This window comes from Paenibacillus amylolyticus, from assembly GCF_036894225.1.
GTDB lineage: Bacteria > Bacillota > Bacilli > Paenibacillales > Paenibacillaceae > Paenibacillus > Paenibacillus amylolyticus.
Window position 1 is genome coordinate 162924 of the sequence record NZ_CP145893.1, and the last position, 16499, is coordinate 179422.

The following is a 16499-nucleotide window of genomic DNA, read 5'->3' on the forward strand; positions in this document are numbered from 1 at the left end:
AACCTTAATTTAACATTTTCTTGCTTTCAAATTAATTTAAAACGTACAAATGCGAAGCACTCATCGTCCTTTAAGGGCGGTGCGTGCTTTTTTTATTCGAATTTGCTTTTAAATCTATACAAATTGAATTTGATACTTTGATAGTAGGTCTGAGAGAAAAGCGTCTATTATAAAAAATACTAAGGAGTCTAGTACATGTATAGTGGAGAGTTTTAGTCATGTAATAATTAAATTGTTCGATTACAAGAAAAACAGATGAGCAATAAATTAATTGGTCAATTAAGAAGCGTCTAGGTAGTGTCTTTACGTATTAGATAGATAGGGATTACGCTGTTGCTTTTTAATCAGTATAGAAAGCAACTAGTAGGCCTACTTTAGAAGTGTTATTTAAATTTAAAATATCACTTTAGTACATATCATTCAGTATCCTTGAATAAATAATGGAGGATAGTGTCGATAAGGATAGAGAAGTATACTTAATCAAGCTGGAGGAACAACATGAAGGCTTTTCTGTTCAAAACGAAACAAGTGAAAATCATTCTTATAATTGCTATTTTACTACTTACTATTTTAGGTCATTTAAATCAAAAATACTATAACTCTACTCGAGAAGCGCTTATTTACGAGCAAGTTGAAAAGATGCAAGCTGAAGCATTAAACATTAGCATCTGCATTCAATTATCACATAAGGGGGGAAGGTCATTAGAAGATTTAATTAAACAGAATGTAATGTCAACTTCATTACAAGAGGTAACGGTGTTTGATCCATCCATCTTTCTTAAACAACAGAGCAAATATCAGAAAATTGGTGATACGGGAAAATATGAACAAGGAATTCTTTTCGGAACTTACCAGTATGACATTGAAGAAGATTATGATTACGTGAGAAGGGCATATGAGGGCAAAAAAGAATTCACCTTTGAAACTGAAATAGACCGTAAACCCATTCTAAAAGCTTACTTCTATTTCCATCTTGGGTATCCGGTGATCATTAGTATAGTATCGGACATTAGCAAAATTAATAATTACATGGTCTCATTTCTTCTTAAAATGCAGTTGCTGATTGGAATTTCTACTCTACTCGTATTGATTGTACTAGGAATTATATCGAGAAATTACACAAGTAACATAATTATGGGGCTACAATCTGAAGAGGCAGCATTTTTTAGTAACATGGATCTTCTCTTCACTACGGTTAAGGAACAACGACATGACTTTAATAATCATATGTCCACTATTCAATCACTAATAGCTACTGAGCAATATGAGGAACTTAGAAAGTTTACAGATGAGATGATTGGAGAAGTAACAATTATTAATGATATCATCAATATTAATTCTCCAGCACTAGCAGGTTTGATACAAGCTAAATTAACATATGCTTCAAACCATAAAATTGCATTTAGTTATGAGATTAGCAGCATGCAACTCGAATTTTTAAAGAGTACTGATCTTGTAAAAATAATAAGTAACCTGATTGATAACGCCTTTGACACTGTAAAAGCACTACCTGAGCAAGAAAGAAAAGTAGAGCTGACTGGTTACTTAGAAGATGATCGATTGTTATTCAAAGTATTCAGTAGTGGTCCTCCAATTCCTGAAAATTTAATTGATAAACTCTTCGAAAAAGGATTTAGTACCAAAAAAGATAAAGGACATCATTCTGGATTGGGTTTATATATAGTTCAGAGGATCATTAAACGATATCATGGCCGCATAACTGTTGATTCAAGAGCCAATGGAAACACATTTACTATTTCGATACCTATAAAATCAAAAGAGATCTGTTCTCTCTAAGAGGTTTACCGTCTCTTCCGATTATGATAAAATGAATCAGAAATGAATACATCTAACGCGAAGCACGCGCATGTCCTAAAGGACTGCCGTGCTTTTTTTGCGTTTTAAACTACTTAGGAGGGATGACAAACAATAATGATTGCTCTTGATGCGTTATTTGTTGATCAATACGTGGAGCTTGAAGACAAACAAGGTAATATGTTGGTTGCACAAATCAAAGCTATTGATTCAGAGACATTTCGAATTGGCTCCATTGTGGTTAAACATCGGATATCGATACCTAAACTCGTAAAGAAGGAGGTTTACATATATTTTGCAGGAGGATCAGGAGAAAAATTTCAATTCAAGACTTGTGTTCTTTCCCAATCTAGAGGTGAACCAGTAGAGCTACAGCTTTCCATTCCAGAGGACGTTTCCATATTAACGGTACAAAAGAGAGAATTTTTTCGGGTACCTGCAACCGTGAGTTTTAAACTTGATGTTGGAATAAGTGATCATCCGATGAAAAGTTATATCACGAAGGATATAAGTGGAGGTGGGCTTTCATTTATAAAAGATGGACATTTGTTTGAATACAATTCGGAAGGGCTCAACGGATTATTATTTATCGAAACAAGAGATTCCACTCATGAAATTCCCTTTAGAGGGAGATTCGTGTATCAGAATTTAATTGAAAGTGGTCTTCAAATTGCATTAGAATTTACAGATATACGGGAATCACATCGAGACATTATAATAAAATATTGTATGAGAGTTCAATTGCAGCGTAGACTTTAGCATGAATAGTCGGTCTAATATTAACTGCATTAATGATTTATGATGCTAATTTCTAATGACGTAAGCATGTTGAATTAAGAATATTTATGAATAATCCAGCACCCCATCAAAATCAATGAGATAAAATGTAGTGATGGGGTGCATGTTTCTTGATTGTTATAGGAAATTATTGTGATATAATGTAATATCTAAAGAAAGGTTGAAAGGACGTGAGCGATGAGTTTTGTTCGAAAAATTGAAGTAGAAGGTAGATTATCTATCCCTAAAGAACTTCGAGATAGGAGACATATTTATTGCGGTAGTGAACTCATCATTAAAACAGAAGTGGATAAGTTGATTCTTATAATTCCTCAATCAAATTGTATACTTTGTTGTAAGAACACAGGCTCGAAGCTTATTGATTTTAAAGGAAAAATTGTGTGTTATCAATGCCTAAAGATGGTGAAAGCTAACTCTACAGCGTTAGAGAAAAAACTGAAGAACTACTTGATAAGACAAGCAGAACCTCTAATCTGATTAAAATGAAAAAGTTAATTGAACTAGATCCTGAGATTAAGCAATATCAAATTGTTGAAATATTAGGCATTTCTCGATCTAGAGTTTCTCAAATGAAAAAAAGTCAGAAAACCAGTTTATAACAAAGAGAGTATTCGGTTGCAATCAAACTGAATAGCGACAATGCAGTATGATTAGTTATTACATAGAATATCACTGAACTCCTAGTAGGAACATAGAAACAAAGTCTGAGACCCCTCTTAAAAAAGATTGGGTAATGCCTTTATGGGAATTCTATAGACAGATTGTATCTCAGGGAATATAATGGAACTAATTAAATAAGAGAAGCGAGGAAGCACCTCGCACTTAGTCATTACTAAGTGTGAGATTGCTTCCTCTTTTTGCGTTTTAAATTAGTACAGGGGGTTAGTCATGAATACGTTGGATGTAGTAATCAATCTGCTTGAAACAGGGAAATCATTATCTTTGTTAGATAATCAAACAAACGGAAAGATGAATAAAAGGGACGCGATACATAAAATTGCCCAGATAATTAATGAACTCCTTGGTTATGATCGTACTACGGTTGTGACAAATTATATTGATGGAAAGCTGAATCTGAAAAATACAATTCTTAAATTAGTTGTTAAAGACATTGAAATATCAATTCCCTATCCACCAGAATCGATTGTAGGTAATATTGGACATTCTTATTCGAATTCAAATCTAGTCACACTACCTATTAAAAATCCAGTACAGTCATATTTTCATGGTAAATGTATTGAGGCTGTTCGGAAAGCCTCTGAACAATATGGTAGTTTTCTCTCAAGAAGTGATTACACAACTTTCGCGCAAAACAATCAAGGTTATCCTTGTGCAGAAACCATAATTAAATACCTGGGACAAGGTTCGACAAAGTGGAAAATAGCTATATCGAACGCTTTACAGTTAAGGTTGGCAAAGTAAAGCATCTATCGAAATTATTAAATTTATTTGTAGGGGGAGAAGAGAATGGCTCATTATCTTAAAGTAAACAAAGGAACGGAACAGTGGAGTGTTATCCATCATCAGTTTACATATCATGAAAAGTGGTTTAAATATAACGATGAAATTAGTAGTTTTTTAGGTTGGGATGTTAAGGAGGAATTTGGACTATATATGAATGTAGAAGTTTTAACACTAGAAAGGGAACACCTAAAAAAGTATAGGCCCGAGTGGATCGAGCAATTTAAAAAAAACTCCAAACCGGCTGAGGCTAAAATAAAATCGCATGTTAATAAATCTTGGATCAAATTATGTAAGGAATTGGGGTTAGAAGTTGCAAGATTCATTGATGTTAGGATTTCAACTGCTCTTCTTAATGAGCGTATTAACGTTCATCAACTGGAGGATTATTATATAGAAATACATAGTGAGAAGATCTTTTTGCCAAATAATTATAACTGGGGGGAAGAAGTTGATACCCCATCCTTTTTAAGATTACAAGCCGATCATATTGAAATAAAGAAACTACAGAGTGCGTGAATGTCTTACAGGCACTGATCAAAGAACAGTTTAGATGTTAATGATTATTTATTTGAAGTATTTTACAAAACGAGCATTCTGCGTGCTGCATCTAAACTCACTTGTACTTTCATAAGAGCCTTATTGTTTGTTTAAACGCCAGATGCTCAAAGGATATAACAAAAGTAACCGAATAACGACATGAGGAAGTACCTCCTACAACTGCTTAGGCTGTTGCATGAGGTACTTTTTCTATTTATAAGGAGTGAAATGGATCGTGAGGAAAATCATCCGCAGCATTTCATTATTCGTGGTTTTATTTATTGCTAATGGATGTAATCAGTCAACAAGTGTCTTACCTACTTTGCATGATTTAACCGAGAATTCCTTCATTGCTTACGATGAAACAATATTATCAGGTAAACAAGTGAATAGAGTATTGGACCGTTATACAGAGGTGGTACCTATAGTTGTTGTGAAAGACGGAAAAAATTATGTTTTTGGAGGAAAACAAGTCCTAATGGATTCAAATTTCAAAAGAACTACTAGTGATATTCTCGATAAAGAAACTCTTATAAACTTTGAAGCAACCTATAAAAGCCTTGTAGTACGTGACCTAAACAATGATATTGTGGGTATTAAACTAATAGAGAGCATCCCCTAAGATCTCTCTTGAGTTCATTTAGATTCTTAAAAGTTTGATTAGACACCAATTCATTCAATATTCACTTGGTTTTATGTACAAGCTGATGTATAATCTAAAGTAATTGAATACCCGGGAAGAGGAAGCACCTCAATAGGACCACATGGTCTTATTGAGGTGCTTTTTTTGTTTTTTCGGTACAAACTAAGAGGGAGTGTTATCAATGAAAATTGAGAAAAAAAGGAACTCACTAAAGAAAGGGATAATGGTATTTACCTTAATGGGATTACTAGTAGTTCTTTTAATGGTTCTTTTATCAGGTTTTAAATCAAAAGAGGAATTCCCCACTTTTCAGGATGTAGACGGTAAGATAGAAGTCATGGCAGGAGAGTACAAACTTGATAAACAAGCTTATATAGGTGATCCACAAGCGCCGGTTAAGGTCATTGAATTTGTCGACTACAAATGTCCCTATTGTATGGCCTGGAATAATGACAATTTCGATAAATTCAAAGATAAGTTTATTGATACAGGCAAAGCCCAACTCTATATAGTTAATTATCCTTTCTTAGGCCCAGACAGCATAAAGGCAGCAATGGTAGGAGAAATTCTTTGGAGACAAAATCAAGAGGCGTTTTGGGAGTATCACCATGCAATTTATAAGAACCAAGGAGAAGAAAGAACCGTTTGGGCGAATGAAAAGTTCCTACTTAAATTAATCGATGATTATGTACCGCGTGGTAATTCTAAATTGGTTGAAGAGAGCTTAAAGAAACTAGAGGGGTTATATGAAGTAAAAGAAGATTTTAAAATTACCTCCATTAATGGCGTTGCGAGTGTACCAACATTTGTTGTAGAGGGAGATAAATACGTTAATCCTAGTTTAGAACAGCTATCTGAGATCATAGAATCAAATATGTAGATATTAACTCAAACTCATTTTATATGATCACTAAATTTGGTATGTTTTCTCAAAACCAACAGGGGAATTAGTTGTTCAATTTAATTTTACATACTAGAGAAATCAAACAGCAGGGGGGATCCTCTGCTGTTTGATGTTTTTCTTGAGGAACCTACGAAAAAAGAGAATACTTCGAAGATCTTCACCGGTTCCGTGATAGTCAAAAGCTCTAGATCCAAATAGAAAGTAAAATTAAGGAGCTTCCACCCTGGAATTTTTCTAAGGGATACAGTGAGCATCATCTCTGTCGACGAAATTGTAATTTGAATAGTCATACTTACTGATTAACTCAGTTATTGATCTCTTCGTCGATGCTGAGCTAACTATTTTGTACGCTTGTATTGTGACTGAATGCTGCAGAAGGTAAGTCGTTGGCTTTACCAGATGAATAAGTATTTAAGCTAATTACTATGATAAAAACATTGAATCTTATGTCCAGAGTTGCTAGTACTACATAGGTATTTAAATATTTTATTCTGTGGAGTAGAGTAATCAATTAATGTTCGTAGATATCTTTTAGAAATGTAAAGAGATAAAATTCAGATCCTTGGGAATATGTTCATATATTTTGGGATATAAATAGAAATATCAATATATCAAATTCGGGGAGTGTTCATTATGGAATTGCGTAAAGACAGTTGGGACGTTGAAGCAGATTTGTTTTTAGCACAGACTGTATTACAACATATCGAATCTGGAAGTACACAATTAAAAGCATTTGAAGAAGCTAGTGAAAAATTAAAAAGATCAAAAGCAGCGTGTGGTTTCCGCTGGAATGGATCCTTACGTAAAAAGTATGAGGACGCTATTCGAAAAGCTAAACAAATCCGAAATCAAAACAAAAGTGATGGGAGTATTGTAACTATAACTAATTCAAGTACGATTGCTCATGAACTGAGTCCCATAGAAGAAGATAATACGGTTTATTCACTTCAAGACCCCATTCAACTAGACCAAGAGTTTGTAGTTACCTTTAATGAAATTATGGATAATCTGAATTCACATATTTCGTTGCTAAGAAAGATGACTCTAGAATTAGCAGGTCGTCTCGAAAAAGCGAATAATAAGAATGAGAAGTTGAAAAGTGAATATGCAAACTTACAAAGTGAAATAATTAACGCTGTTGACATGAATGTTTTTATGAGACTCGCTGATAAGATATCAAATAATAAAATGGAACAAATAACTGGGTAAACAAAAAGCAGCCGCGAGCTGCTTTTTTTATTTTCTTCAAGCTTGTGAAACATCAACTTAACTAAAAGATCAGGAGCAAAATGGATTATAAGTATTTTTGGGATATTATACCTATATCCTTTGATCATTTAGTGGTAGAATATTCTTGTTATTGGCAAGTTTGATAGGTATTACGGAACAGAAAACTACATTCAAGATTATGGGAAGGACGTGTAAATGAGCAGCATAACACATTCACATAAGAGCAGATCCCTAATAAAACTAACTCAATGTAGAAACACCCCACGTAACATTTAGATTCAAATTAACAAATCTGTTTAATCTCAATCTGAAAAAAAGGTCAATCCTAAAGAATACATAGCTTATATCAAGGAAGTATAGTCTGCTTTTAACATGTGGAGCGTGAAAGAATTGAAAAATCCGACTCAACTCTTATTAAGTGGTGCATTGGTATTGGGGATGTATTGATTCACCGGAAACACAAATCAGGCTGCAGTTACCTTATTTAAAGATGTACCTGCCTGCCATCGATGCAGCCGTAGCGAATGGCTATTTCAAAGGATATATTTGTTGGCACATTTAAGCCAGGTATGATGGTAACCCGTGCAGAGTTTGAAACATTTCTGGCTTGAGTGAGGAAGAAGTAAATGATGCAGTTCTTTAGGTTTCCTAAAACCCTCGGATTATCCGAATGGGTTTAAACCAAGCACGACGTTGACACGCGAAGAAATGGCGAAGTGGATCATCTACCAATGTGATTCAAAAGACTTATTATTGAATTTATTTTTTTCAAATTATCGATTAAGGGGACCTTATGAAAAAACTTAACTTATGCTTTCTTATTGTTATATCGCTCTTACTAATGGCTAATCCTATATCAGCAGCATCCACATCCTATGATTCTCTGCCTACGCCAGATTGGAGCATTGCACATAAGGATAGCTCTGACATTATAAGAAAAGTGGCACACTTTGCAAGAACAAAGGATTATCTTTATTTTATGGATTCGTCAGGGAAGGTCACCGTGTATAAAGAAAAAACCAGAGCTAAAGTTGGGACAGTTGATGTCATTTCATCTTCCCGTGTGATTTTTGCGAAATTTGGTTATAAAAATGAAATTTTCTCTAATGGAAATATGTCATTTATTACTGCTTACATGGATGAAAAAAAGAATCGAGAATTCTTCCAACTCCGTGTGTATTCTCCAAATGGTAAAAAACTATGGGGTTATACATTTACAGAGAAATCCTCCGACGAAGTAGGATCTTACATCATGAATGATGGTACACTGCTTGTTCATTTAAAACTAAACACCTCCAAATATGTGACATATCGTTTCAGTGCCGATGGTAAACTACTCAATAAGAAATCAATTAACGAATTTATGTACTACAAACAAAATGGCTTTATTACCACTCTTTCTAATTGGTCCTCAGCAGGTGAATACAAGTCTACGCTTTCCTTTTATGACGATCACTTGAATAAATCATTTAGTTACCGGAATATTGGTTTGTCTTTTATGGGTATCTTAAAAGATAAAACAATGTTATTTACAAAATTTGATCAAGGAGAGACAACGGCAGTTATTGCTAAAAACTCACAAGGAAAAACACTCTGGACAAAAACACTGCCAGAGTCAGCTGGTCCTTATATTGGTAATACGAAAATTTCAACTAACTCATTTTTAATGAAAAGTAAGACTTCGATTTACGCTTTTGACTCAAAAGGATTTATAAACAAAACCAAAATATCATCAAATTCTTTTGAGTTATTTGAATCGGATGAAGGTTCAACCATTCTTTTTCAAGATCAAAACCAACTTGGAATTCTGGATCGAAAATCACTAAAAATTAAATCACTGTACAAATTCAACATGGATTTAGGAGACGGACAATTATACTATGAAGGTAAGGGGATAGTTTACGTCCTGAATTATGCTTCAAGTAATGTGAGTAAATTTACTCTTTCATATTGAATTGAATGACGACCTCTCAAAAGGAGGCCGTCGTTTCTATTTCAGAAATCTTCAGAAAGAAAAAAGAAAGAAGAGCTTCTTCAGGATCTAATTGAACGTTTTAGTTAACTCAAGACTTTCTTGCAATGATGGCTTTCCTCATCCTGTAAGTCGTTTCGTAATACGTGCCGGAATCAAATAATGCAATATAAGAACTGCTTTGCAAACAGGATTCATGTCCTTACGATAAACAACATATGTTGCCTTGAAGGCGCCTGTTCTGCTCTCAGCTTATGATTGATCTCCATCTTGCTCGATAGCCATCCATTTCGCCTCATTCCCATGTCTGTTCGTGATACAAAATTTATGTAAGTCTTGGCGTTTCTTTGTGCTTACTCAATATTTAGCTTTCTTTTAACCTATAGCAGAAGGTAGATCTATTATTTTGACAAAGAATTGTTAGGTAGTTTATTTAAGCTGAGAGTTTATCGTTGATACTCCATTCCAAGACGAACGCATCCAACCATTAATTATGGCATTTATCTCACTCGAGAAGATTGAGAATGAATCCTTAGTTTGTAATGATGATATACCTAAAATAAATTGATTTGGATCGGAGAGTACTAATGAAAAAGATACATAATATAGCGGTTATAATCGTGTTGTTACTTGTTTTAGAGTGGACTGTTCCTGGAAAATTAGCTATGGCTAATGAGATTCCAACCGATAGTAGAGATAAGATCTATTTTGAATGGATGCAAGATTCGAACTTTCGTAATAGAACAGGAGACGCCATTATTCGGAAAACTACAGTAGACTATCATACAGGTTTATTTACCAGTGAAGACACAGTGGTAGATTATGTAGATAAGTCTTCGGAGTACAACTTCAGAAAGATTAAAGGCATGAATACAAAAAATCCATTGATAAGCTATTCGATCCTACAGAGTGGTTCCACCGAAAAAATTGTGAAGTATGATAGCCGCACTAAGGTATTTTCCATTATTGCTAACCGAAATACAGCGAATGGAAGGATAGACGGCGTTTATCCAGATGCAAACATGTATGTAGTAGAGAAAGGAAGTCGCGAATACCTGGTGTACTCTATATCGACCAATAAGCTTATACATACAGCCAAAGAACGACCTACCGAGCACAACGATATATTTGTGACGAATGTATTGTATCGTAATTATTTTGATCCAGCACCTAAAGTAGGCGCATTATATGTCGAGGCAGGAGTATATTTCGATTCAAAAAACTATACTTATATAACATATCCTGGTGAATACCCCTACGAGATCAGGCCTGATGGAAGTAAACTGAAACTTAAATCTTATCAAAAAAACAACTCAGATGACTTTGTGTACAAAAGAACATTAAGTTCTTCTGTTGTATATAAGCAAACGAAGAAAAAAAGGTCATACAAGCATGATCTTATTATTAATGGTAAGTCACATACTCTGTTAGAGTCCGATACGAGCAGAGCAAATTATGCATTTGGTATCGCTCAATTTAGCCCTCATGGGAAATATGTTGTGCTGTGGGTCAACTACACAGAGAACGGTAGAAGAGTCAAAGGTAAAGAGGAGTACCGTATATTTGATACCTCTAATGGGAAGTTAATTCAAACAATACCGATTAATTCGACAGGTTCATCTTCTGCAATCGACTATGGCATGAGTTGGATGGGTGGCACCGATCATATTATTCAATCTGGCTTGCTAAATTTTGGAGCGTATCGAATTGTAGGCTCTGATCTGATGACACCTCGAAGATACGGCAATGTCGTTGATTACTCACACGCAGATTCCTATTTCTATACGTTTGGCATGGATAATTATTTAACTATTAATGACCCTATACCAGTTAAATTCAAAGGCAAGTACATGCAATATGGGGGACAAGGATCGTTTCGAACGACGGACCTGACAATATATTCTCCAGTAGATGAACTTGTAAAACTGCTGGGGGGTAACATAGATAACAGCAATGGCAAGATCACTGTGACTTACCAGGAGAGTTCTTTTACTCTAAATCGCAGTAAGCAAATTGTATGGAAGAATAGAGTGTATTATCCGTTACGGGAGTTATTAACCGGGATATCCCTGAAGCTCCTGGTTGACACTAACTATCTAACGTCGAATGACTGGAGAGAACTGCAGATAATAAAATAACGTTTCACAATGAAGTTACAAGATCGAATTCATTATTTAAATCAATAATTTTAAGGAGCTACTTTATGAGAAAAACACTATTAACACTGACCGGTTTTATTTTTCTACTCTTAATGACGGCTACTCCTATGTATGCAGCACCAACATCCTATGACTCCCTACCTAAGCCAGACTGGGTTGTTACACACGATGAAGTTAGTAACTTTGGAAAAATAAAAGATTATCTTTATTTGATGGATTCCTCAGGAAAGGTCACCGTCTATCAAGAAAAAACAAAGACTAAAATAGGATCTGTTGATGTCATTTCTTCATCATGGGTGCAATATAGTGGTGGATTTGAATATAAGAATCAAATATTATCCAACGGAAATATGTCATTTATCACATCGTACAAGGATAAGAAAAAAAATAGAGAATTCCCTCAACTTCGGATTTTTTCACCAAAAGGGAATAAGCTTTTGGATTACACGTTCACAGAAAAAACTACGAATGAAGTTGGGTCTTATATTATGGACGATGGTACATTGCTCGTTTATTTAAAACTTAATTCTTCTAAATATATGACATACCGTTATAGTGTAAATGGAAAATTGCTTAGTAAGAAAATGATTAATGAATTTATGTATTATCAACAAAATGGATATATCTCAACCATTTCTAATTGGTCCTTTGCTGGAGAGTATAAAAGTACACTCTCTTTTTACGATGATCAATTGAGAAAAGAATTTAGTTATCGAAACAATGGTTTGTCTTTTCGGGGAATCTTGAAAGATAAAACGATGATATTTACAAAATTTGATCAAGCTGGGTCAACGGCAGTCATTGCTAAAAATCCACAAGGAAAAACGCTCTGGACGAAAACAATATCAGAGTCTGCTGATTTTTTAATTGGAAACACAAAAAATTCATCTAACTCATTTATGTTACAAAGTATTAGCTCCATTTATGCTTTTAATTCTAAGGGTTTTGTAACCAAATCGAAAGTTTCAACTACAGGTTCATTTTGGATACGTGAATCAGCAGATGACAAAACTCTTCTCGTTGAAAAACAAGATGGACTACTAATTTTAGATCGAAGAACGCTAAAAACCATAACCTCATATAAAATAGACACTTCGGATAAACAATTTAATTATGCCGGTAACAGGGTTGTTTACATTGTGGATCCACTGACTAGTAATGTGAGTAAATATACACTTTAATATCGAATAGGAATGTTGTTAGTTGCAGTGCAGTGGACTTGCCGAATTCTCATTGGACAAACTTCGATTGCGAGTATTGGTAATGAAAGTAAAATCTCTCATAGTTCATAGATGGATGTTGTATCAGCATTGTGAAATAACAATATGATAGATCGGGGTAAAATAGTGGACTTCTTAGAAAAATGGCTACACATAATCCGTAATTGTTCTTTTGATAACACCTACAAAATGGCTTGGGCTAAAGCAATTACAGAAATTGCCGTAGAGCAAGAAAATTCAATTCAAATAGAAGAAGCATTTCTGGTTGAAATTCAGTTAAGGGATATTGCCAAAAAGGTTCTTCGCTATTATTTTGAACAAACCCTATTCTTTGATCTTCAGCAAAGTTCGAATCCTGTGAAGCCGCCTGTCATGTTGAGCATTGCGAAGGAACTGATAGCCACTTATCAGGCTCGTACAAGCTCGATTAAGCCAGTAAAATGGTTTAAGTCGAATATTGAGGCGGTATGCAGTTCAGAGTATGAGAAGGCTGTTTCTTCTACCGTAAGAGCTCTGAAATCGGATGTAAGTTACCGCTTCCTACGTGTTGAAGGTAAGGAAGTGGAAGGCGTATATCAATATGTACAGAAGGCGGATAGTTTATTTATGCAAGGAGAGGATGTACTTGCGCTTAAAGGTAGTCGCCTAATTGTATTTGATGCCATTAATTATCGATGGACGCAGATGTTAGAGAACTTCAATCACTCTCCACGACTTTCAAAGAAAGTACGAATAATCGACGAAGATCAGGTACGTCGAAAACCGCTTGGTAAGTTTGCAGAATTCATTGAAGCTGAGAACCCTGAATTTCACTGTTTTTTATGTGGAGAAAAAATTGTAGCTGAGACACCTGCTATTGATCATGTTATCCCATGGTCATACCTCTACTCCGATGATCTTTGGAATTTGGTATTTGCACATCGATCTTGTAACAGTAGTAAGTCAAATGTGATACCGCATGAGGAAAAGATTATTCAGCTAGAAGCAAGAAATCAAGTGCTTCTTCATCGTTTGAAGGAGAATAGTAAGCTGAATAAGCATGTCTCTGAGCTAGAATTGGCTATTGAGAGCAACATCGTACGGAAATTCTGGATTGCATGTCTGGGTTGAAAAAGATAGGAGGGTTTTGAGATGAAGACGTATAACAAACTTGTGCGTGATAAGATACCGCAAATTATTGAAACAAGCGGCAAATTATATGATGTGAAAGTCCTTAGTGAAGAGGAATATGAAACCGCACTTAAGTTGAAGATGCAAGAAGAATTAAACGAGTTTCTTGAAGCAAAAGACAATAACGAGCAGATACTTGAGCTGGCTGACTTGTTAGAGGTAGTCTATAGTTTTTCCCTTAGCCAAGGTACAACGGTTGAGGAACTAGAGAATATTCGTAAACAAAAACATGATGAACGCGGTGGGTTTGACAAGAAGATTATGCTTTTAACTGTCCAGTAGTCAACATCCCCTCAGTTCATAGGTGGAAAAATTGAATGGCAACGATATTCTATTTGATTAGTGCCTAACTTAACTCATGTTTTCAGTCGTAGTTTAAATTGTAGTTGCATTATAAGTCGCTCTTTATGCGGCTTTTTTATCTTTTTAGGCATTATTCTTCTGTCATGAGGAGAAGAACGGATTCCGATTACCACGTAGACGTCTGCTAGAGGTACTCATATTATATTTCCTTTTGGTCTAGCACTAATAACACTCATAAACGTAAACTTGTTGTAAAAAATCATGTTCACTCTTACAATAAAAATAAGACATGCAGTTAATATTTTCGTGGGAGGAATTTCGATGAAACGGACCGGAATGAAGAGATCTTTGGACCGACTTGGACGTATTGTCCTTCCAAAGGAATTACGGGATACGATGGGAATTCATATCGGCGATCCGCTTGAGTTTTTCACTGAGGGAAAAGAGTTGATTTTAAGAAAGTATAAATCGACATTATGTGTGTTCTGCGGAGATCTGGATACAGATATGTATTTTAAAGAACAATTCATATGCCGGACCTGTGCACTAGACTTAAAACTTCAAGATAACATTCCCCAAGAGTACGTTCCTCAAATAGTAAAAATTCCTGCATCCCCGGAGGGTATCGTTCCTGATTCTAAACAAGATACCTCTAACGATTTCAATGAGAGAGCCAGCAATGATTACCCAAATTTAAGGCCAAAAACTGCCATAAAACTCAATCAGTTAAAAGAAATCATTGAACAACAGCCTGACTTGGCTCAACAGCAAATAGCAGAAAAGTTGGGCATTAGTCAAGGACGCATCTCCCAATTAAAGAAACTTCTTATGAAAGGAAATTAGTTCTAAAAAAAATGTAATGCAGTTTTTGCGTGCTTACCTACCGATACAACTTCCAGTTTGCCTATGAATTATTTATAGATAGTCTAACGTTAGGAGGAAATCCGTAGCCACTAGCAGTACTGCTTATGATTTTTTTGACCAATTGGGGGTGACTTATGAAAAGACAAACGGCAGAAAAATTGATTTCGATGTTGACTACTAGTACGCATCAGCTTGTAAATTACACATGTGAAGTCATTGAGCTTAATGGTGAAGACACAGTAACATCATTCCATCAATGGGCAGATAATAAGTCAGTTCTTGGTCTTTTTCTAATAGGTAATGCTGAAGGAGAACAGCTTTATTTTCTGATAATTGCATGGAATCAAAAAGTTAAAGATAATTATTATATAGTAACATTCCCTTATAATAAGTCACGACCTATCACAGAATTACATAAAACAGAAACATTCGGTAACACGGCGACTACTTCACTTGTTTGGATGTATAAACCTATGAAACGAGATGGGAAAAATCAAGAAAGAAAACAGTATTTTAAAAATTACTATGGTAGTTTGAACGTTAATGTATCTCTACCTCAAGTTAACTCAGAGGTTGAGATGTTTATTAAGGATCTCTTCTTGCTGTGCAAAATCAGGATGAAGGCAGATGACTTATCAATACCTACTCGATAGATTGACTGAGTTTCCGGAAGGTCGTCTGTTGGAGAAACGTCACTTACAAAGAGAGTGAAACTTAACTTTGATTAAACTTGCTAAGCAGCTAGCAATTGATGGAGCAGCCATACTAAATAGAGATTCGATAGCATATTAATTTCCGACCTAGAATCTCTCATTTAATAGTTGGTATAATCTATTCTGTGAAGCCGTCCCAAATAACCTTATCTTGCATAATTCCATGTAACTGATATCCATCAACTGTTCGATGGTGTTAATTCTATGGCGCATCAGGCATAAATACATTCTCTTTTCAAATGAATGGTCCACGGGTGTTAAGAGCTCCTCAAGATCCAAGTTGTATTCAAAATTATCAGCCAAGTTGAAGATCTCTCGCAAACTCAATGTCCATTTGATTGCACCGATAGAACAAAACAAATACACATTCATTCTAAAATTTGCTGAAGCAAAATTATATAGGGAGATTAAAGACTGGATCTATGCCAATATGAATTACATATTCGTTGTGGCAGGGGACTGGGTTTCTCAGCGAACATTTCAAATGTTTACACTGCCATATATCTACTAGAAAACAGATAACGATGATCAAGTAATGGAGATCTAATTAAATGACAGCAACCTAACAAAAATATATCTTACTTATCATGCATAGATAGGTAGGTAGGTGATAGTATGTTGATAGATAATATAATTAATGTTAAAGTTACAATAACTGAATAACTACAAATTGCGAAGCACGCGATTATCCTAATCAACATAGGGAT

16 protein-coding genes are annotated in these 16499 nt (G+C 35.0%); 15 read left to right on the forward strand and 1 reads right to left on the reverse strand.

From position 1 onward, the window contains the following. The first annotated feature begins 498 nt into the window (after nt 1-498). From V6668_RS30960 to V6668_RS31025, 15 genes are all read left to right on the forward strand, one after another. Nucleotides 499-1797: a sensor histidine kinase gene (locus V6668_RS30960; protein ID WP_100528100.1), complete on the forward strand. Its 1299-nt coding sequence runs from the start codon at nt 499-501 to the stop codon at nt 1795-1797. 135 nt (nt 1798-1932) lie between these two features. Continuing rightward, entirely contained in the window at nt 1933-2574 is a 642-nt protein-coding gene (locus V6668_RS30965; RefSeq protein WP_091037139.1) for a flagellar brake protein, read from the forward strand. A 216-nt stretch (nt 2575-2790) separates the two neighbouring features. Beyond that, nucleotides 2791-3090: an AbrB/MazE/SpoVT family DNA-binding domain-containing protein gene (locus V6668_RS32270; RefSeq protein ID WP_422395299.1), complete on the forward strand. Its 300-nt coding sequence runs from the start codon at nt 2791-2793 to the stop codon at nt 3088-3090. A gap of 411 nt (nt 3091-3501) precedes the next feature. Next, complete coding sequence (locus V6668_RS30970; protein WP_100528102.1) at nt 3502-4035, forward strand: hypothetical protein; 534 nt, start codon at nt 3502-3504, stop codon at nt 4033-4035. A gap of 45 nt (nt 4036-4080) precedes the next feature. After that, nucleotides 4081-4593, forward strand: coding sequence for a hypothetical protein (locus V6668_RS30975; protein ID WP_100528103.1), 513 nt, complete (start codon nt 4081-4083; stop codon nt 4591-4593). A 256-nt stretch (nt 4594-4849) separates the two neighbouring features. Next, nucleotides 4850-5236 carry a hypothetical protein gene (locus V6668_RS30980; protein ID WP_091037154.1) on the forward strand — a complete coding sequence of 129 codons (387 nt, stop codon included), beginning with the start codon at nt 4850-4852 and terminating at the stop codon, nt 5234-5236. Between the two features lie 202 nt (nt 5237-5438). Continuing rightward, nucleotides 5439-6137: a DsbA family protein gene (locus V6668_RS30985; RefSeq protein ID WP_338709173.1), complete on the forward strand. Its 699-nt coding sequence runs from the start codon at nt 5439-5441 to the stop codon at nt 6135-6137. Nucleotides 6138-6794: 657 nt separating this feature from the next. Continuing rightward, nucleotides 6795-7370, forward strand: coding sequence for a hypothetical protein (locus tag V6668_RS30990; protein ID WP_338709174.1), 576 nt, complete (start codon nt 6795-6797; stop codon nt 7368-7370). Between the two features lie 862 nt (nt 7371-8232). Beyond that, nucleotides 8233-9345 carry a hypothetical protein gene (locus V6668_RS30995; RefSeq protein WP_338709175.1) on the forward strand — a complete coding sequence of 371 codons (1113 nt, stop codon included), beginning with the start codon at nt 8233-8235 and terminating at the stop codon, nt 9343-9345. A gap of 605 nt (nt 9346-9950) precedes the next feature. After that, nucleotides 9951-11501, forward strand: coding sequence for a hypothetical protein (locus V6668_RS31000; RefSeq protein ID WP_338709176.1), 1551 nt, complete (start codon nt 9951-9953; stop codon nt 11499-11501). A gap of 65 nt (nt 11502-11566) precedes the next feature. Further along, complete coding sequence (locus V6668_RS31005) at nt 11567-12703, forward strand: hypothetical protein (RefSeq protein ID WP_100528109.1); 1137 nt, start codon at nt 11567-11569, stop codon at nt 12701-12703. A 228-nt stretch (nt 12704-12931) separates the two neighbouring features. Next, entirely contained in the window at nt 12932-13852 is a 921-nt protein-coding gene (locus V6668_RS31010) for an HNH endonuclease (RefSeq protein ID WP_338709177.1), read from the forward strand. A gap of 21 nt (nt 13853-13873) precedes the next feature. Beyond that, nucleotides 13874-14194, forward strand: a complete 321-nt coding sequence (locus V6668_RS31015) for a nucleoside triphosphate pyrophosphohydrolase (RefSeq protein ID WP_100528111.1) — start codon at nt 13874-13876, stop codon at nt 14192-14194. 342 nt (nt 14195-14536) lie between these two features. After that, entirely contained in the window at nt 14537-15058 is a 522-nt protein-coding gene (locus V6668_RS31020) for an AbrB/MazE/SpoVT family DNA-binding domain-containing protein (RefSeq protein ID WP_100528112.1), read from the forward strand. 155 nt (nt 15059-15213) lie between these two features. After that, entirely contained in the window at nt 15214-15732 is a 519-nt protein-coding gene (locus V6668_RS31025; RefSeq protein ID WP_100528113.1) for a hypothetical protein, read from the forward strand. A gap of 147 nt (nt 15733-15879) precedes the next feature. Here V6668_RS31025 and V6668_RS32275 read toward each other — a convergent pair whose 3' ends face one another. Then, nucleotides 15880-16164: a DNA-directed RNA polymerase subunit alpha C-terminal domain-containing protein gene (locus V6668_RS32275; RefSeq protein WP_133120449.1), complete on the reverse strand. Its 285-nt coding sequence runs from the start codon at nt 16162-16164 to the stop codon at nt 15880-15882. Between the last annotated feature and the right edge of the window lie 335 nt (nt 16165-16499).

Bases quoted from the DNA above. Each gene is read 5' to 3' on its own strand.
- V6668_RS30960 (WP_100528100.1), top strand. From the start codon at position 499: ATGAAGGCTTTTCTGTTCAAAACGAAACAAGTGAAAATCATTCTTATA.
- V6668_RS30965 (WP_091037139.1), top strand. From the start codon at position 1,933: ATGATTGCTCTTGATGCGTTATTTGTTGATCAATACGTGGAGCTTGAA.
- V6668_RS32270 (WP_422395299.1), top strand. From the start codon at position 2,791: ATGAGTTTTGTTCGAAAAATTGAAGTAGAAGGTAGATTATCTATCCCT.
- V6668_RS30970 (WP_100528102.1), top strand. From the start codon at position 3,502: ATGAATACGTTGGATGTAGTAATCAATCTGCTTGAAACAGGGAAATCA.
- V6668_RS30975 (WP_100528103.1), top strand. From the start codon at position 4,081: ATGGCTCATTATCTTAAAGTAAACAAAGGAACGGAACAGTGGAGTGTT.
- V6668_RS30985 (WP_338709173.1), top strand. From the start codon at position 5,439: ATGAAAATTGAGAAAAAAAGGAACTCACTAAAGAAAGGGATAATGGTA.
- V6668_RS30990 (WP_338709174.1), top strand. From the start codon at position 6,795: ATGGAATTGCGTAAAGACAGTTGGGACGTTGAAGCAGATTTGTTTTTA.
- V6668_RS30995 (WP_338709175.1), top strand. From the start codon at position 8,233: ATGGCTAATCCTATATCAGCAGCATCCACATCCTATGATTCTCTGCCT.
- V6668_RS31000 (WP_338709176.1), top strand. From the start codon at position 9,951: ATGAAAAAGATACATAATATAGCGGTTATAATCGTGTTGTTACTTGTT.
- V6668_RS31005 (WP_100528109.1), top strand. From the start codon at position 11,567: ATGAGAAAAACACTATTAACACTGACCGGTTTTATTTTTCTACTCTTA.
- V6668_RS31010 (WP_338709177.1), top strand. From the start codon at position 12,932: ATGGCTTGGGCTAAAGCAATTACAGAAATTGCCGTAGAGCAAGAAAAT.
- V6668_RS31015 (WP_100528111.1), top strand. From the start codon at position 13,874: ATGAAGACGTATAACAAACTTGTGCGTGATAAGATACCGCAAATTATT.
- V6668_RS31020 (WP_100528112.1), top strand. From the start codon at position 14,537: ATGAAACGGACCGGAATGAAGAGATCTTTGGACCGACTTGGACGTATT.
- V6668_RS31025 (WP_100528113.1), top strand. From the start codon at position 15,214: ATGAAAAGACAAACGGCAGAAAAATTGATTTCGATGTTGACTACTAGT.
- V6668_RS32275 (WP_133120449.1), bottom strand. From the start codon at position 16,164: ATGAATGTGTATTTGTTTTGTTCTATCGGTGCAATCAAATGGACATTG.